Genomic DNA, 18,988 nt, shown 5'->3' with positions numbered 1-18,988 from the left:
CAAAGCCGGTGAAATTTTACTTATCGTAAAATTTCACCGGCTTTTCATTTCAGAGGTGGGTTTTGTCCCAGCCTCTTTTTCTATTATTTAAAAATAGATAGCGAAGCAAAAAAAATAAAGGATAAAAGATATCCATAAAAGTGTTTCCTTTTGGACAGATTAAAACCATAAATCTCTTAGGCAAAATAGTTGTTCACTGTTTTGTCTTATTTCACAGTGGGATTTGTTATTTTCCTTTGAAAAGATGGCAGTTCATCTTTTTTTTTTGGTAAAATGGCGTTGGTATGGTTTGAAGGAGAGGGATTATGTTGAATTTTAAAAAGTGCATTAGTGGCGTAGCGGCGTCACTTTTATTAGTTGCTTCATTGACAATTTCTTCTGTTGCTAAAGCGGAAGAGACGAAATCAATAGAAGATGAAAGTATATATGATTTATTAATTGATCGAATTTTAAATGGAACATTAGAAAACGATTACAATGCCGATGCAGAAAATCCGTCCCAATTTGCTGGTGGTGATTTTAAAGGATTACTTGAAAAACGATCATTGATCACGAAAATGGGCTTCACAATTGCGTCAATTGGTTCTGTTTTTTCAACTGAAACATACGACGGTTCGATGGTAACAAGCTATCGTCAAATTGAGCCACAGTTTGGGACACCTGAGGAACTGACAAATTTAATCGAAACTTTTCATGATGATCATGTAAAAATGATGATTGACTTCCCTTTATCAAATGTAAGTGAAAATCACGAATGGGCACAAGATGGTGATAAGGCAAATTGGATAATAGAAAAATCCAATGGGAAAGTTCGTTGGGATTTAAATAACAAAGAAGTTCAGCAAGCGCTTATCGACTCAGTAGTTGAATTTGTTACTACATATAACGTAGATGGCGTACGATTAACGAATTTAGATACGGCTAGCCCTTCATTTTTGAATGAAGTTATTGAGGCAATCAAATCAGTCAACAACAATGTTTATGTTATTTCGAATGAGGAGAGCGACGCAAATTTTGATGCGACATATTTTGAAGAAACAAACGAAGCATTTCGAAATGCATACAAAAATGTAGATCAAGATTCATCAGCTCTATTAACCAATGTGGCCCCATTTGTTGAAGGTAAACAAGCTCCTGCCCAATTGATGATCGATTCCCTATTAACAGATCGCTTTACGTTATCTGCCGAAGCCTATCCTCCAACAAGGGTAAGACTTGCCATTGCTGCAACTCTTCTATTACCAGGGGTACCAGTAATGCAATACGGAACGGAAATTATTATGAACGGAGAAGCAGGACCGAACGCTCACCAGTTATATAATTTCCGGACCGATGAGGATATGGTGGAATTTATAGGTGACGTTCAAACATTACGTAACCAATCAGAAACGTTACGTAACGGTGAATTTAAACTAATTAAAAATGAAAATGGTTTCTTAGTTTTTGAACGTTACTCTGATGATGAAAGATGGGTTATTGTTATTAATAACACTGGTAAAACAACAAAAGTTGATATTCCTGCTGATGAAGTCGGCACAGATAAAGAACTTCGTGCTATGTTAGATAGTGACACAATACGAGTAAATGATGAAGGAAATTTCCCTATCGTATTAGATCGAGAAATTGTAGAAATATACCAAGTAACAGAGGAAAAGGGTATTAATATTTCTTACTTAATTGCGTTAGGATTAGTTTACCTTTTATTTATTGGCTTTATTATTGCTTTAATAAAAAGAGGTAAACGGAGAAGAGCCAATCAAAATTAAAAAAATTGACGTCTCAGAGGTATTTTATACTTTTGAGACGTTTTTTTTCTTATGGACAGCATAATGTTGGGATGTCTAAGAAAAGTATTTTATTCATAAAATGGAGTGTACATTTCAAATATTTAGTTATTTCTGAAAAATAAACTCGAAATCTGTTGACTTCATTTATTACACAAATATATAATTTATTGCAACAATACATAAATTGTTAAAAGATTAATAGTTTTCGGAAAAGATTGTGTAACAAGAAGATTTGTAATATTCAAATTAATAAAAAGCGAACATGATTGCTAGAAAGGAGAGTTAATTTGAAAACAGATGAATTATTAAAAATTAATGACTTACATACCGGTTTTCGAATTAAAGATACATTTTATGATGCAGTAGACGGAGTTTCCCTTACATTAAGGAAAAATGAAATTCTTGCAATCGTTGGTGAATCTGGTTGTGGTAAAAGTACCCTTGCAACTTCCATTATTGGACTGTATGACCAAAACAAAACGCGTGTTCAAGGAGAAATTTTATTTGACCAAAAAAACTTAGCTGCCCTTTCCGAAGAAGAGATGAATGGCATTCGAGGTCTTCAAATCAGTATGATATTCCAAGATCCTCTTTCAGCATTAAATCCTTTGATGCGTATTGGGGAACAAATTGAAGAGGGCTTAATCTATCATACGGATTTGACAAGTGAAGCAAGGCAAGCAAGAGTACTAGAATTATTGAAACAAGTAGGAATTAAAAACCCTGAGAGGGTAGCTAGACAATTCCCTCACCAATTATCAGGTGGAATGAGACAAAGGGTAATTATTGCAATAGCAATTTCTTGTAAACCGCAAATTATTATTGCAGATGAGCCTACTACAGCATTGGACGTTACGATTCAAGCGCAAATTTTAGATTTATTAATTGATTTACAAGCTGAAACAGAAGCGGGAATTATTTTAATTACCCATGATTTAGGTGTTGTCGCAGAGGTGGCTGATCGAGTCGCAGTTATGTACGCAGGAGAAATTATTGAAGAGGCACCCGTAAATGAGTTGTTTACAAATCCAAAACATCCATATACTCGTTCCCTGTTTAACTCCATTCCACAGATGAATTCGGAGTCGGAACGTTTAAATGTTATAGAAGGTATTGTACCGTCATTGATGAACTTACCTAGATCTGGTTGTCGATTCTCTCAACGAATACCTTGGATTCCAAAAGAAGCTCACGAGGAACATCCAGCACTCCATGAAATTTCACCTGGTCATTTTGTACGTTGTACATGTTGGAAAGAGTTTCATTTTAAAACGGATAAAGGGGGCGGGACATATGAGCTTCATGCAAATAAATGATTTAAAAGTCCACTATCCTATTCGCGGAGGATTTTTCAACCGAGTGATTGATCAAGTTCATGCTGTTGATGGAATAACGATGGAGTTTGAAAGAGGCAAAGCCTATGGATTAGTAGGTGAATCAGGTTGTGGAAAATCCACAACAGGAAAAGCCATTATTGGGTTAGAAAAAATATCGGGTGGATCTATTTTTTATGAGGGAGAAAATGTGACAAATAAACGTAGAAGTCGAAAGTCTGCGTTTAGTCGTGATGTCCAAATGATTTTCCAAGATGCCCACTCTAGTTTAAACCCTCGAAAACGGGTGAAGGACATCATTGCCGAACCAATTCGTAATTTTTTAAAGCTATCCCCTCAAGAAGAGGAAAGAAAAATAAGTGAATTATTAGATATTGTCGGAATGCCTGATGATGCAAAATTCAAATACCCCCATGAATTCTCTGGAGGTCAAAAACAACGATTAGGAATTGCGCGGGCCATTGCAACAAATCCAAAATTAATTATTGCTGATGAACCTGTATCGGCTTTAGACTTGTCTGTTCAAGCTCAAGTTTTAAATTTCATGAAAGATATTCAAAATGAGTTTGGTATTAGTTATTTATTTATCTCCCACGATTTAGGAGTTGTAAAACATATGTGTGATCACATCTCGATTATGTATAAAGGTCGATTTGTTGAATCGGGAACAAAAGGTGATATATATCATAACCCGCAACATATATATACAAAACGATTACTTTCTGCTATTCCAGAAGTGACTCCGGTTGGAAGGGAACAACGGAAAAGAGAAAGAATACAAGTAGAGCAACATTATCAAGTCGAACATAAAAATTATTTTGATGAAAATGAACGGGTATTTGATTTAGTACCGGTATCAAGCACCCATTTTGTGGCAGCTACTTCACAAGTGAAGGAGGTCATGTAATCATGTGGAAAACGATTGTCAGACGATTTTTAATAATGATTCCACAGTTATTTGTTCTGAGTGTTATTATATTTATTTTGGCGAAGTTTATGCCTGGGGATCCCTTTACAGGACTAATTACACCAGAAACAGATCCGGCTCGTATTGCGGAACTTCAAGAAAAAGCAGGGCTAAATGATCCATGGCATATTCAATATGTACGATGGGTTGGTAACGCAATCCAAGGGGATTTAGGACTTAGTTATACGTATAAAAGGGACGTTGCTGCTTTAATTGGTGAGCGTGCGTTAAATACGTTTTGGTTATCGTTATTAAGTGTGATTTTACTTTATTTAATTGCCATTCCATTAGGAATTTTAGCGGGTAGGTACCAAAATTCATTTTTAGATAAATCAATTGTATTTTATAGCTTTGTTACATATGCCATTCCGACATTTGTTTTATCTCTCGTATTTTTATTTATTTTTGGTTACCAACTACATTGGTTCCCAACAAACGGCAGTGTAAATATTGAACATGAGGCAGGTTCGTTAAGTTATTATTGGGACAAATTCTATCATATTATATTACCATCTATTACTTACGCTATTTTAGGTACGACAGGGATTATTCAATATTTACGTTCAGAAATTATCGATGCAAAGTCGATGGATTTTGTTCGAACTGCTCGTAGTAAAGGAATTCCAATGAGAAAAGTGTATTCTAAACACATTTTCCGTAACTCTTTATTACCAATTGCAGCGTTTTTAGGCTTTACTATTACAGGGTTACTTGGGGGATCAATTTTCATTGAAACAATCTTTGGCTATCCAGGTATGGGACAATTATTTGTAAGTTCTATCTCATCCAGAGATTATAGTGTAATAACAGCACTTGTTATGTTATTTGGCTTCTTAGCCCTTTTAGGTAGTCTCTTATCCGATATTATAATGAGTATTGTTGACCCTCGCATTAGGATTGAATAGGCGACACTAAAAAGTTAAGGAGGATCCAAAATGGCAAAGAAAAAATATAAAAAGAATAAAACTTATGTAAATTCTCCTCCTACTGGAATTCAAGTAGTATTTAGAGAATTTATGAAAGATAGATTAGCATTGTTTTCATTAGTTGGATTAGTCGCTGTAATTATAGGTGTCTTTATATGGGCATTCTTCTTTATCGACCAAGATCAATTAATGCGTGTAAGTTTACGGGATAAATTTGCAGTACCTGGGGATAAGTTCTTATTAGGGGCTGATGAGGGCGGTAAGGATATTATCGGTCAAATTATTGTCGGTGCGAAAAATTCCCTTTTAATAGCAATCTCTATTACGATTATTACTGGTGTGTTTGGTGTCGTTGTTGGTTTAGTTTGTGGATACTTTGGCGGCTGGATTGATAATATGTTCATGCGTATTATTGATTTCTTCATTACAGTTCCATCTTTAATGTTAATCATTGTTTTTGTAACTGTTGTACCGAAGTATACCGTTGCTTCCTTCGTATTGATCATGAGTTTATTTTTATGGACAGGAACAGCGAGATTGATTCGTTCAAAAGCATTGTCCGAAAGTAAACGGGACTATATACAAGCATCGAAAACCCTAGGAACAAATGATTTTGTCATCATTGTGCGGGAGTTACTACCGAATTTAAGTTCCATTATTATTGTAGAGCTTACGTTAAACTTTGCGGGAAATGTAGGCATTGAAACTGGCTTATCTTATTTAGGATTCGGATTACCAATGTCAACTCCATCCCTTGGAACACTCGTTAGTAATGCAAACAACCCGCTCGTATTACAACAATATTGGTGGGTTTGGTTACCGGCATCACTATTCATCTTAATCATGATGCTTGGTATCAACTATGTCGGACAGGCGCTTCGAAGATCAGCCGATGCCCGTCAGCGTTTAGGTTAATATTAAAAATTGCGTTTTAAAATAACTGAAAATTGGTTGTATTAGAACTTTTTAGAAATCATTTTGGTACCGCCATATTTACAATTTAAAAGTAAATATGTTTGACTATATATAATTTTAAACAGGTACAAAAAGAAAAGGGAGGAAAAGGAATGAAAAAAACAAAGTGGTCGCTATTGGCGCTATTATTTTCTGTCTTACTAGTTTTAACTGCTTGTAATGGCGGAGACGACAAGCCAGCTGAAGACACAAAAGGTACGGAAGATACAGGTACTGAGAAAGATGCAAAAAATCCTGATGAGTTATTTACACTTGCAGTAGAAAATGAGGAAGAAGCGATTGAAGGTGGAACGCTTCGTGTTGCCATGGTGAAAGATGAACCTTTCCAAGGAATTTTCAACTGGGAACTTTATGAAGACGCTTATGATGCAGACCTTATGAACTGGGCTTCAAATGTCATTTTTGAAACAGATGAAAACTTTATGATTACAGATACAGGACTTGCTACATTAGATGTAGATCAAGATAATAATAAAGTAACTGTGAAAATCCGTGAAGGTGTGAAATGGTCTGATGGTGAACCATTTACGATTGATGATGTCATTTTACCATACCATATAATTGGACACCCAGATTACACGGGAGTTCGTTATGATACTCAATTCCAAAATATTGTTGGTGCGGAAGAGTATAATGCTGGAAAAGCTGATACGATTTCAGGTCTTAAGAAAATCGATGATCATACATTAGAAATTAGTTTTAAACAATTATCTCCAGCTATTTATTATTCTGGTGATGGTTTATGGTCCTATGCAGCACCAAGTCACCAAATTAAAGATATTCCAGTTGCTGAATTAGTAGAATCTGATGCGGTTCGTAAAAATCCAGTAACGTTAGGTGCATTTAAAATTGACAAAATCGTACCAGGTGAATCGGTACAATACTCGAAAAACGAACATTACTGGAAAGGTGTACCGAAACTCGATGGTGTTGTAGTTGAAGTAGTTCCGAGTAGCTCCATTTCAGTAGCGATTGGATCTGGAAAATATGATGTTATTCAACACTTTAATGCGACAAAAATGCCAGAAATCGAAAACTATGACAATGTTACAGTTTTAGGTCGTCAAGAGCTATACTATTCTTATTTAGGATTTAAAGTAGGTAAATACGACTTTGAAAACAATACAGTTGTAACAGATTTAGAAGGTTCAAAAATGGGTGATGTCAAATTACGCCAAGCGATGGGCTATGCTTTAGATATCGAACAAGTTTCGGAAGTGTTCTATAATAACCTTCGTGAACGAGCAAATTCTTTAATCCCACCAGTATTTAAAGCATTCTACGATGACTCTTTAGAAGGATACACTTATGATCCAGAAAAAGCGAAAGCATTATTAGATGAAGCTGGATATAAAGATGTAGATGGCGATGGAATACGTGAAGATAAAAACGGCAAAAAATTAGAAATTAAATTAGCTGCAATAGCAGGGGATGCTACACAAGACGAAATTATCGCATTCTACCTTCAAAATTGGAAAGATGTTGGATTAAATGTAACATTAACAACTGGTCGTTTAATCGAGTTAAACTCATTCTACGATAAAGTTGAAGCAGACGATCCGGAAATTGACATCTTCATGGGTGCTTGGGGAACTGGTACTAATCCATCTCCAGCAGGACTATACGGCAAAGTGGACCAATTTAATTTCAGCCGTTATACTTCTGAAGAGTTAGAAACAGCAGTTAAAAATATTGACTCACCAAAGTCTTTCGATACAAAATACCGTGCAGGGGAATTTAAAAAATTCCAACAACATATCGAGGAAATGGCAACAACAATTCCAATGCAATTCCGATATGAAATTTTCCCGGTTAATAAGCGTGTGAAAAACTTCAGTGTCGATTATGCAAATGAATACACATCTTATTTACATGAAATCGAATTAACTGCTGAAGAACCAGTAGCTTCTAACTAATAGAAATGAAAAGATGAATCGAAGAGTTCCACTCTTTGATTCATCTTTTTCATTTAGGGAAATAGAAAAAAGTTGTCCCAAAGGAACAACTTTTCCATTATGAATATTCTTTATCTGTAAAGAAAATAGCAATTGTACCAGGTCCAGAATGGGCCCCAATAACAGCTCCAACCATTGTCATTTCAAATGCTTTTGGTTTTAACTTTTCTTCGATTAATGCTTGTATTTCTTGAGCAAACTCTAAATCATCGCCATGGCTTATCCCGACGATTTTATTCGAGAAGTCGCCACCTCGTTCAACCATTAAATCGATCATACGATTAATCGCCTTTTTTCGACCCCGAATTTTCTCAAGGGGAATCAATTTCCCATCTTCTACATGTAAAATCGGTTTTATACTTAATAGGCCACCGATAAAGGCGCTGGATTTGGAAAGTCTTCCTCCAGCTGCTAAATAATCTAAATTTTCCACTGTGAAAAGGTGGGTCATATGTTCAGCTAAATGGGCAATACGAGACGCCATTTCATCTAAAGATAAACCTTCTTTACGCAACTTAACAGCTTCTTTTACAAGTAAGCCACAGCCTAGAGAAGCACATTTTGAATCGATAATTTTTAATTTGAAATTTGGATAATTTTCGCGTACCTGTGCAGCAATCATGACAGCAGTGCTATATGTACCAGATAAGTTGGATGAAAAGGCAATATAAAGTCCTTCTTCATCATTTTCCGCTAGTTTTTCAAATTCATTTAAAAATACTTCAGGTGACACTTGAGACGTTTTTGGAGTAACTCCCTGTCTCATCGCATCATATACCGTTTTAGGATCAATATCTATGATGTCATTGTACTCTGTATGATTTAAATCAACTCGTAATGCAAATAATTCGACGTCTTCCTCTGTGAAAAATTGCTTCGGTAAATCACAGCCACTATCTGCAAAAATTTTCATAAATCTACCTCCTTGAATGATGAATGATGTTTTTCAGTCATTCCCATGATGAGGATAAAGAGGAAATAAAATGGATTTCCACCGATATCTATACTTACAATTTTAGTCTTTCTATTAGGACTTTGGCAATCCCATCTTCATTATTACTTAAAGTAATTTCATTGGCGATATTTTTTAAATCATCGATTCCATTAGACATCGCAACACCGATTCCAGCATAGTCGATCATTTCTAAGTCGTTATCTTCGTCACCGAAAGCAATGATTCTTTCGCGGGGAATATTTAAATCCTTTGCAACAAGGGATATACCTACTGCTTTATTTAAACCTTTTCGGACGATTTCAACTATATGGAAAGGTGCTCCCCATCGACGATGTTCAATAAGTTCCGCATGAACACTTTCTAAATGGTCACGAATAATCGGTACATTTGCTTCTTCGGCATGGATAAGTAAACTTGTTGGATCTTCATGTAAGTTCCCTCTTAAATTTCCAATCGTTACGCGAGGGTCTCCCATTTTAAAAATGTCCATCATCGTTTCATTCTCAACGTGAATAAACACGTCGTCCATTACTTCCGCAATTAAATTCTCATATTGGTATTTATCAACAGAATCAACCACATCATAGACGACGCTGAGATCGATAGGTGAATGGACTGTTTTCCATGCTTCATTTTTCGGATGATGTATGAGGGCACCGTTAAAGTTTACGATGGGTGTATTAAGCATTAACTCATTATAATACAGTTGGCTTGCTCTAAATGGACGTCCAGTCGCAATCATCACTTGATGACCTGCTTCTTTTGCTTTTATTAAAGTTGCTTTTGTTTTTTCAGAAATTTGCTGTTTGTCGGTTAATAACGTTCCGTCTAAATCTAATACGATTAAATGTTGTTTCATAAGGAATTCTCCTTTCTCTATCTTACTGATTTTATCCCTTATGGATATATTTAGTCAAAATTTTGTATTTTATATTCCTTTCATTCAGAAAAAAATTTCCAACAATGATATGATGGTTATAAGTAGTTTTTCTCCCATAAACAAAACTATAAGAGAAAACGGCTTAGAAATAATTTATTGTGTTCAATATATTAAAGGAGTGACAAGAAGATGCTTGTTCAAGATGATATGTGGAATGGGATTCCTTTATTACACGTTTATAATAATTCGATGACGCCACAATCACCGGTCGTAATCTTTTTACACGGTTTTGGAAGCGCAAAAGAACATAACTTACACTATGCATATCAATTAGTTAAAAAGGGTGTTCGTGTCATCTTACCAGATGCTTATTTACATGGAGATCGTTCAGAAAATCTATCTGAAATGAAAATGAATGTTCACTTTTGGGAGATTGTATTAAAATCTATCCAAGAAATGGACATTATCTATACTGAACTACAAAACAGAGGACTTTTAACTTCCGGTAAAGTTGGAATCGCAGGAACATCGATGGGAGGAATCGTTACCTCCGGTTGTCTTAATGCTTACGACTGGGTTCATACAGCGGGTATTTGTATGGGAGCTCCAGGATTTGTTGAACTTTCAAATTACCAATTAAATCAATTTGAATCATTGGGTGTCAAATTACCAATGGATGATAAACAAAAGGAACAGTTACAAACCCTTTTAGCTGAATATGATATTACAAAGGATCCTACTCGTTTTAATCAAAGACCCGTTATTTTCTGGCATGGTCATAAAGATGAGACTGTACCATTTAAAAATACATATCATTTTTATACTCAATTGCGTTCATACTATGAACAAACACCAGAACGATTAAAATTTGTCGAATCACCTAATTATGGTCATAAAGTTCCGCGCTCTGGTGTACTTGCCGTAACGGAGTTTCTTTCGGAACATTTGGCATAACGAAATCGGTTTGCTATGATAGAGTCAATAGAAAAGAAAGGGGAAACACAAAATGGCAGTAAGTGAAGAAATGAAAGAAAGCATTTTAGGTGCATTAGAAAATGTCATTGATCCTGAGTTAGGTATTGATATTGTCAACTTAGGTTTAGTATATGAAGTAGATTTAGATGAAGAAGGGGTTGCGAAAATTACGATGACCCTAACATCTATGGGTTGTCCATTAGGTCCAGTTATTGTTGACCAAATTAAAACGGCATTAAGTGAACTACCTGAGGTAAAAGATGTAGATGTAAACATCGTTTGGCAACCGGCATGGTCAAAAGATAATATGTCTCGTTATGCAAAAATGGCTTTAGGTATTCGATAATAAAATATCGTAGAGTCCCATAATACTGATGAGAAGTGTAGCATAAGTCGTTTTGACTTTGTCTACACTTTTTTCCGTTTTACCTAGCAATTTAATGACAAAAACTTTTAAGTGTCAATTTTTGCATTCGTCCTTTGAACAACATATAATTGAAATAGTCAAAAAAGGTCAAATTTAATTCATCTTTTGAAAGGGTGTTAAATGAATGCAATTTCAGCAACAAGACAATCGCAGTCCATTAGAACAATTTGGTCGCAATTTAATTGAAGAAGTAAAAAGTGGGAAAATGGATCCCGTAATTGGTCGAGATGAAGAGATAAGAAATGTCATTCGTATCCTATCAAGAAAAACGAAAAATAACCCTGTCTTAATTGGTGAGCCAGGAGTAGGGAAAACGGCTATTATTGAAGGCTTAGCACAAAGAATTGTGAGAAAAGATGTACCAGAAGGCTTAAAGGATTGTATTTTGTATGAACTTGATATGAGTTCATTAATTGCGGGAGCAAGTTACCGTGGACAATTTGAAGAACGTTTAAAAAGCGTTTTAACGGAAGTAAAAAAATCAGACGGGAAAATTATTATATTTATCGACGAAATTCATACGATTGTTGGAGCCGGTAAAACGGATGGGGCAATGGACGCTGGTAATATGTTAAAACCAATGTTAGCCCGGGGAGAACTCCATTGTATCGGTGCAACGACGTTAGATGAATATCGAATGTATATAGAAAAGGACCCTGCATTGGAACGTAGATTCCAACAAGTAATGGTTCGTGAACCTTCAATAGAAGATACGGTTTCCATCTTACGTGGATTAAAGGAACGCTTCGAACTACACCATGGAGTACGGATTCATGACCGAGCGATAATCGCTGCTGCCCAATTGTCGAACCGTTATATTACGGATCGTTTTTTACCGGATAAAGCAATCGATTTAATTGATGAAGCTTGTGCGATGATTCGTACGGAAATCGATTCGATGCCTCAAGAACTAGATTCGGTAACGCGACGTGTTATGCAATTGGAAATTGAGGAGCAAGCGTTAACGAAAGAAAATGATGAAGCAAGTAAAAAACGACTCGAAGCGTTAAATAGTGAATTGGCTTCATTAAAAGAAATAGCCGAAAAGATGCGGAAACAGTGGGAAGAGGAAAAGGGAAATTTACAAAAAATACAACAAAAACGTGAGCAATTAGATCAATTTCGTCGTGATTTAGAAGAGGCGGAAAGTAAATATGATCTAAATAAGGCTGCAGAACTCCGCCATGGTAAAATTCCAGCTTTAGAAAAAGAATTAGAGAACCTTGAAGAACAATTGAAAATGGGTTCTGAGAATCGAATTTTGCGTGAGGAAGTAACAGCTGAAGAAATTGCATCCATTATTTCTAGATGGACTGGAATTCCTGTTACAAAGTTAGTGGAAGGGGAAAGGGACAAATTACTACGTTTAAAGGATACGTTACATGAACGAGTAGTTGGACAAGATACGGCTGTTAATCTCGTTACAGAAGCCGTTTGGCGTGCCCGTTCAGGAATTAAAGATCCGAATAGACCAATTGGTTCCTTTATTTTCTTAGGCCCGACTGGAGTAGGGAAAACGGAACTAGCGAAAGCGTTAGCAGCTCAACTTTTCGATTCAGAAGAGCATTTTATTCGTATTGATATGAGTGAATATATGGAAAAGCATAGTGTTTCACGACTAGTTGGGGCACCTCCTGGATATGTAGGATATGAAGAAGGAGGACAATTAACAGAAGCAGTCCGTAGAAACCCATATTCAGTTGTTTTATTAGATGAAATTGAAAAAGCTCATTCGGATGTCGCCAATATTTTATTACAAATATTAGATGACGGTAGGATAACAGATAGCCAAGGTCGATTGGTCAACTTTACAAATACTGTAGTCATAATGACATCCAACATTGGTTCCCATTACTTACTTGAATCGAAATTAGAGCAACAAGAAGATATAGAAGATTTAGTCATGTCTGAACTTCGGGTACATTTTAAACCGGAATTATTAAACCGAATAGATGATATTATTCTGTTCCATGCGCTATCTTCAGAACATTTTAGTGATATTAGTAAGAAGTATATTGAACAATTACGAAAACGGATTGCAGAACAAGAAATTAGTCTAAAAGTTGATGAACAGGTTGTTCATTGGATTGTGGAACAAGGTAGTGATCCCCAATATGGAGCTAGACCTTTAAAACGTTTTATTCAACGTCATGTTGAAACGGCGGTGGCGAGGGAGTTATTAAAAGGGGAAGTGCTACCAGGTGATGCATTACATGTTTCGATTGAAAATGATCAGTTAGTTGTATTAAAAGAATCAAAATTTCAATAAATAAAGAACGGGTAACTCTAAATGGAGTTACCCGTTCTCTATTAAATCTCTATAAAAATAAGAAAAGCACTTCTATATGGAAGTGCTTTGTTTATTAGTGATGATCCGCTTCAGGAGTCGGCTCGTTCGGAATGATTGCACTAATAATAAAGATTAAAACAGTAAAGATAACTGCTAAAATTGCACTAGTTGTTAGGCTGAATTCTACCGCTAAAATGGAACTTACAACATAGTTTAACATTGTAACTAAAAGGAAAGACCATACTAAAGTCATTAAATATCGCATTCATTTCACCTCTAAAAACTTTTTAAGTTAGTATACCTATATTCATCTTAATTATCATAACATAGGTCCGTAAAAAAGAACAATAAAGTTTTAGAACAATTCGTGAATTAAAAGGTTGAGGAAACAATTTTTATGAGCTATAATTAAGACCAAGTACTAAATGTTAGTCGTAAAAACAGGGGGTTAAAAAATGAATGCTGGGATTATTGGAGTAGGCAAATATGTTCCCGAAAAAGTAGTAACAAATTTTGACTTAGAGAAAATTTTAGATACAAATGATGAGTGGATTCGTACAAGAACAGGAATTCAAGAAAGAAGAATTGCAAGTGAGAACGAAAATACATCCGATTTAGCCTATGCAGCAGCAGCATCTGCAATACAAAATGCTGAAATTTCTGCGGATCAAATCGGTTTAATTTTAGTTGCAACAGTAACGCCTGACCGTGGATTCCCGAGCGTTGCCTGTCAATTACAGGAAAAATTAGGTGCAGTCAATGCAGCAGCAATGGATGTTTCCGCAGCATGTGCAGGGTTTATGTACGGACTTTCAACAGCAAAACAATTTGTTGAAAGTGGTAGTTATCAATATGTATTAGTAGTAGGTGCTGAAAAGTTATCCAAAATTACCGATTGGACAGACAGAAACACGGCAGTATTATTTGGTGATGGTGCTTGTGCAGCAGTGATTGGTCAAGTAAGTGAAGGTAGAGGGATTCTATCATTTGAGTTAGGTGCAGATGGAACTGGTGGTAAACATCTGTTTTTAAATGATCAACAAGCGATTGCGATGAATGGTCGTGAAGTATTTAAATTTGCCGTAAGACAAATGGGAGAATCAGCGTTATCCGTTTTAGAAAAAGCTGGTCTATCAAAAGAAGATGTAGACTTTTTAATCCCTCATCAAGCAAATATTCGAATTATGGAAGCATCTAGAGAAAGACTAGATTTACCAGAAGAAAAATTATCCAAACGGATTCATAAATATGGAAATACTTCTTCAGCATCTATCGGACTTGCGCTTGTAGATGAATTAGAAGCCGGTAAAATTAAAGACGATGATATCATTGTATTAGTTGGATTTGGTGGAGGACTTACATGGGGCGCTGTAGTGCTCAAATGGGGAAAATAATAGAAATCAAAACGGTTTTATAGTAACCTAAAAATAGTTTAGAACCTAAGGGGGATAAAGAGAAACCATGAAAAGAAGAGTCGTGATTACAGGTGTAGGAGCTGTTACACCTCTTGGTAACACAATTGAAGAGACATGGGAAAATTTAATTGCTGGAAAATCAGGTGTTGGCCCTTTAACGAGAGTGGATGCTGAAAAGTTTCCTGTAAAAGTAGCAGCAGAAGTAAAGGATTTTGATATTGAACAATATATCGATAGAAAAGAAGCGCGTAAAATGGACCGTTTTACTCATTATGCTCTAGCTTCCTCTATCATGGCAGTAAAAGATGCTGAGCTTGAAATTACTGAAGAATTGGCACCACGAGTAGGTGTTTGGATTGGTTCAGGTATTGGTGGTATGGAAACTTTTGAAAACCAGTTTGAAACGTTCCAACAACGTGGGGTACGTCGAGTAAGCCCATTCTTTGTACCGATGATGATTCCAAACATGGCTTCCGGTCAAGTGTCGATTCATTTAGGTGCAAAAGGAATTAACTCATGTTCAGTAACGGCATGTGCATCAGGGACTAACTCCATTGGAGATGCTTTTAAAGTAATCCAACGTGGTGATGCAGATGTAATGATCACTGGTGGTGCTGAAGCGCCAATCGTGAATATGGCAGTGGCAGGATTTTGCTCAAGTACTGCATTATCTTTAAATCCGGATGCGCAAACTGCTTCCCGTCCATTCGATGCAAATCGAGATGGATTTGTAATTGCAGAAGGCGCAGGTATTTTAGTTTTAGAAGAATATGAACTTGCTAAAAAACGCGGCGCAAAAATTTATGCAGAAATAGTAGGATATGGCGCAACAGGTGATGCTTATCATATTACTGCTCCGGCACCAGAAGGGGAAGGAGCTGCTCGTGCTATTCAACAAGCATTAGATGATGGAGAAATTGATCCAACATTAGTAGGTTATATTAATGCCCACGGAACAAGTACTCAATATAATGATTTATTTGAAACAAAAGCCGTAAAATCGGTATTTGGCGATCATGCCTATAAATTAGCAATGAGCTCAACGAAGTCGATGACAGGCCATTTACTAGGTGCTGCTGGTGGGGTAGAAACAATCTTTACTGCTTTGGCGTTAAAAGAAGGTGTTTTACCACCAACAATTAATTTAGAAAATCCTGATCCAGAATGTGATTTAGATTATGTTCCAAACAGTGCCCGTAGAGAGTTTGTGGAATATGCGATGAGTAATTCCCTTGGCTTTGGTGGCCATAATGCAAGCTTGCTGTTGAAAAAAGTCGATTAATCACATCTGTTAGACGATGTCGAAATAAGAAATGCCTTTAGCGAAAAGCTAAAGGCATTTTTGTTTAGGCAAATGAATATTTAGTATTAAAGGATGGTGGACATGTTTCGATTTATGCTCTTTCTATTTAGCTATGGAATTTGTGTCATGTCGGTAGGAAATTTACTATTATATTTAAACTATCGAACATTAGGCTATTCATGGTCTGCGGTTTGGTCTTTTATTATTGGAACCCATGAATTGTACATAGCTGCCGTGTCATTAATCGTTTTATTTATCTTAATTTTCGACCTAATCCCATCGCGTTTTCCATTTTCTTAACCGTTTTAGATGCAATCGCATTGGCTTTCTGTGCCCCTTCATCTAAAATGCGATCTAACTCATCAGAATGAATTAATTCATTAAAGCGTTCTTGGACAGGTGTTAAATGTTCAATTAAACTTGTTGCTACCCCTTCTTTAAAAGCACCGTAGCCTAAGCCTTCATATTTTTTCACCAATGAAGCAATATCAAGACCTGTAACAGCTGATTCAATAGTTAATAAATTTGACACACCTGGCTTATTCGTTTCATCAAATGCTACATAGCCATCTGAATCCGTAACAGCGGATTTAATTTTCTTTTCAATTTGTTTTGGCGTATCAAGTAATCGAATCGTTGCCTTCGTATTTGGATCAGATTTGCTCATTTTTTTCGTAGGTTCTTGAAGAGATTTAATACGAGCCCCCGCCTTTGGTAACTGAATTTCAGGAATAACAAAGACTTCTCCAAATCGTTTATTAAATCGTTCTGCTAAATCACGGGTTAATTCGATATGTTGTTTTTGGTCTTCTCCAACTGGTACGATGTTTGTATTATATAAAAGAATATCTCCAGCCATTAAGGGTGGGTAAGTTAGAAGACCAGCATTAACTGATTCTTTTCCATCAGATTTATCTTTAAATTGGGTCATCCGTTCAAGTTCCCCAATTGTAGCGACACATTGTAACATCCAGCCAGCTTGAGCGTGGGCAGGTACTTCCGACTGGATAAATAAAGTTGCCTTGTTTGGATCAATTCCTACTGCTAAATAAGTTGCTGCTAGCGTTCGAATGTTTGATTGCAACTCTTTAGGATCTTGTGGAACAGTAATCGCATGCTGGTCGACTATACAATAAATGGCATTTCCTTCATCTTGAAGGGTTGGAAATTGCATAAGTGCCCCTATATAATTTCCTAATGTGATAACTCCTGTAGGCTGAACACCTGAAAAAATCGTTTTCATGAAAAATCCTCCTAAAATCTTTTAATGTTTTCCAAAGATTCATTCTTAAAAAAGCAATAAAAAAACATCATACGCCCTTACGTTTTACACGTAATGGGACGAATGATGTTGAATCCGCGGTACCACCCAGTTTGTCATTAATGACCACTTTGACTTCGTAACGAGAAGTAAACGGGCTTTACTACTGAAAATAAAAGTTCATAAAGCCAACTCAAAAGTCCATTCCAATTGCTCCGTCTTCTGTTTACACCAACCACAGATTCTCTATGCACGGTAGGCAAAAGTACTACTCTTTTTCATCGTTTTTTCAATTTGTTTAAAAATTATATAAAAAAATAGAACTAAAAGCAAATATTAATTTATTTCTAATGTTGGAATGAAAATGAAAAAGTTTGGGTAGTATTGTATCGAACAAGGAAATTAATCGTTATTTAAGTAATTCTTTTTTGTAAAAAAACGTACTATTTAACAGAGAGTTGCGATATCTTCTCGATTAATGTCAGCTAATTGAGAATTGTAAATTGGATGAAAGGAAAAGTTTATTTTTTTATCTATAGGGGAATTAAATAGATGAACTATCATTTTAATAAGGAATTTAGTTTTAAAAGAGAAAAAAATGACATAATTAATGTGACCTATTAATTCTTTTTTAATGGTAAGCTATATCCAAATGAAAAAGATTATTGTATAATGAAAACATGTTTTTAAATTAAATTAATTCTAAACTAATAAAAGCTTGAGAATATACACCGATACCACTTAGGAAGGAAGTGTAATAATGATTGTAACATTATTTACATCACCAAGTTGTACATCTTGTCGAAAAGCGAAGGCATGGTTAGAAGAACATGAAATTCCATATAGAGAGCGTAACATATTTTCGGAGCCGTTAACAATCAGTGAGATTAAAGAAATTTTACGAATGACTGAAGATGGCACGGATGAAATTATTTCGACACGTTCAAAAATTTTCCAAAAACTAAATGTTGATGTGGAAAGTTTACCATTACAACAATTATATGAATTAATTCAAGAATATCCTGGATTATTACGTCGACCTATCATATTAGATGAGAAACGTTTACAAGTTGGATATAATGAAGATGAAATCCGACGATTTTTACCAAGGAAAGTTCGTGCTTTTCAATTGTTAGAAGCACAAAAAATGGTGAATTAATTTTTTTAGGAATATTTAGATTCGTTTATCGATAAAATCCATTAATCTTGGATTTTATCGTTTTTTAATTTTATATAGATTTCTATATTATAAAGTAGAAAAAAAGGAAAATTTTAATTTATTTTTTCAAATCGTTATACTTGATTTCATCTGTCTAGTCAACTACAATTTCAATATTCAAATTATTTTATTTGAACAGTGTTTTTTTCTTTTCATTTTAAATAGGTAATCATACAATAGAGTTATAGAATAAAGCATAGATATAAATAAAAACCGTTTTGTTCTGTAGCAAAAATTGCATTGTATTACTGGTCTTAAGTTTTTGAATTGTCAGGTTAAAACTGTACAATTCAAAACATACTAAGAACGCTTTCTTTGT

General features: G+C 35.4%; 16 protein-coding genes and 1 other annotated feature. Of the genes, 12 read left to right on the top strand and 4 right to left on the bottom strand.

Annotation, left to right across the window (positions count from 1 at the left end):
* Positions 1-305: 305 nt before the first annotated feature.
* From H9636_RS08425 to H9636_RS08400, 6 genes are all read left to right on the top strand, one after another.
* The gene (locus tag H9636_RS08425; RefSeq protein ID WP_191707178.1) at positions 306-1,766 is read left to right on the top strand and encodes an alpha-amylase family glycosyl hydrolase; all 1,461 of its coding nucleotides are present in this window, start codon (positions 306-308) and stop codon (positions 1,764-1,766) included.
* 308 nt (positions 1,767-2,074) lie between these two features.
* On the top strand, positions 2,075-3,103 hold the full coding sequence (locus H9636_RS08420; RefSeq protein WP_191707177.1) for an ABC transporter ATP-binding protein: 1,029 nt from the start codon (positions 2,075-2,077) through the stop codon (positions 3,101-3,103).
* Positions 3,081-4,028 carry an ATP-binding cassette domain-containing protein gene (locus tag H9636_RS08415; protein ID WP_191707176.1) on the top strand — a complete coding sequence of 316 codons (948 nt, stop codon included), beginning with the start codon at positions 3,081-3,083 and terminating at the stop codon, positions 4,026-4,028. Before H9636_RS08420 ends, H9636_RS08415 begins: the two co-directional genes overlap by 23 nt.
* A gap of 2 nt (positions 4,029-4,030) precedes the next feature.
* Complete coding sequence (opp4B, locus tag H9636_RS08410; protein ID WP_191707175.1) at positions 4,031-4,993, top strand: oligopeptide ABC transporter permease; 963 nt, start codon at positions 4,031-4,033, stop codon at positions 4,991-4,993.
* Between the two features lie 30 nt (positions 4,994-5,023).
* Positions 5,024-5,929, top strand: coding sequence for an ABC transporter permease (locus H9636_RS08405; RefSeq protein WP_191707174.1), 906 nt, complete (start codon positions 5,024-5,026; stop codon positions 5,927-5,929).
* A 152-nt stretch (positions 5,930-6,081) separates the two neighbouring features.
* Positions 6,082-7,905: an oligopeptide ABC transporter substrate-binding protein gene (locus H9636_RS08400; protein ID WP_191707173.1), complete on the top strand. Its 1,824-nt coding sequence runs from the start codon at positions 6,082-6,084 to the stop codon at positions 7,903-7,905.
* Between the two features lie 97 nt (positions 7,906-8,002).
* Here H9636_RS08400 and H9636_RS08395 read toward each other — a convergent pair whose 3' ends face one another.
* Together H9636_RS08395 and H9636_RS08390 are read right to left on the bottom strand one after the other, a co-directional pair.
* Positions 8,003-8,857, bottom strand: a complete 855-nt coding sequence (locus H9636_RS08395; RefSeq protein WP_191707172.1) for a DegV family protein — start codon at positions 8,855-8,857, stop codon at positions 8,003-8,005.
* 94 nt (positions 8,858-8,951) lie between these two features.
* Complete coding sequence (locus H9636_RS08390; RefSeq protein WP_191707171.1) at positions 8,952-9,758, bottom strand: Cof-type HAD-IIB family hydrolase; 807 nt, start codon at positions 9,756-9,758, stop codon at positions 8,952-8,954.
* A 210-nt stretch (positions 9,759-9,968) separates the two neighbouring features.
* On the opposite strand from H9636_RS08390, the gene H9636_RS08385 reads away from it, so the two are divergent.
* From H9636_RS08385 to H9636_RS08375, 3 genes are all read left to right on the top strand, one after another.
* Positions 9,969-10,733: a prolyl oligopeptidase family serine peptidase gene (locus H9636_RS08385; protein WP_191707170.1), complete on the top strand. Its 765-nt coding sequence runs from the start codon at positions 9,969-9,971 to the stop codon at positions 10,731-10,733.
* 52 nt (positions 10,734-10,785) lie between these two features.
* The gene (locus H9636_RS08380; RefSeq protein WP_191707169.1) at positions 10,786-11,100 is read left to right on the top strand and encodes a metal-sulfur cluster assembly factor; all 315 of its coding nucleotides are present in this window, start codon (positions 10,786-10,788) and stop codon (positions 11,098-11,100) included.
* Positions 11,101-11,305: 205 nt separating this feature from the next.
* On the top strand, positions 11,306-13,450 hold the full coding sequence (locus H9636_RS08375; RefSeq protein ID WP_191707168.1) for an ATP-dependent Clp protease ATP-binding subunit: 2,145 nt from the start codon (positions 11,306-11,308) through the stop codon (positions 13,448-13,450).
* Positions 13,451-13,544: 94 nt separating this feature from the next.
* Here H9636_RS08375 and H9636_RS08370 read toward each other — a convergent pair whose 3' ends face one another.
* Positions 13,545-13,736 carry a YjzD family protein gene (locus H9636_RS08370; protein WP_122971014.1) on the bottom strand — a complete coding sequence of 64 codons (192 nt, stop codon included), beginning with the start codon at positions 13,734-13,736 and terminating at the stop codon, positions 13,545-13,547.
* Positions 13,737-13,926: 190 nt separating this feature from the next.
* Here H9636_RS08370 and H9636_RS08365 point away from each other — a divergent pair, with 190 nt between their 5' ends.
* Positions 13,927-14,865, top strand: a complete 939-nt coding sequence (locus tag H9636_RS08365) for a beta-ketoacyl-ACP synthase III (RefSeq protein WP_191707167.1) — start codon at positions 13,927-13,929, stop codon at positions 14,863-14,865.
* Between the two features lie 67 nt (positions 14,866-14,932).
* Entirely contained in the window at positions 14,933-16,168 is a 1,236-nt protein-coding gene (gene fabF / locus H9636_RS08360) for a beta-ketoacyl-ACP synthase II (protein WP_191707166.1), read from the top strand.
* Between the two features lie 274 nt (positions 16,169-16,442).
* Here fabF and trpS read toward each other — a convergent pair whose 3' ends face one another.
* Entirely contained in the window at positions 16,443-17,432 is a 990-nt protein-coding gene (trpS, locus tag H9636_RS08355; RefSeq protein WP_191707165.1) for a tryptophan--tRNA ligase, read from the bottom strand.
* A 91-nt stretch (positions 17,433-17,523) separates the two neighbouring features.
* Positions 17,524-17,741 (bottom strand) — a binding site (T-box leader).
* Between the two features lie 472 nt (positions 17,742-18,213).
* Between trpS and spxA the strand changes: the two genes are divergently transcribed.
* Positions 18,214-18,609 carry a transcriptional regulator SpxA gene (spxA, locus tag H9636_RS08350; protein ID WP_174232646.1) on the top strand — a complete coding sequence of 132 codons (396 nt, stop codon included), beginning with the start codon at positions 18,214-18,216 and terminating at the stop codon, positions 18,607-18,609.
* Positions 18,610-18,988 lie beyond the last annotated feature (379 nt).

Origin of the sequence: Ureibacillus galli (genome assembly GCF_014836845.1) — a bacterium.
GTDB lineage: Bacteria > Bacillota > Bacilli > Bacillales_A > Planococcaceae > Ureibacillus > Ureibacillus galli.
This window is presented reverse-complemented; position numbering and strand designations above follow the sequence as displayed.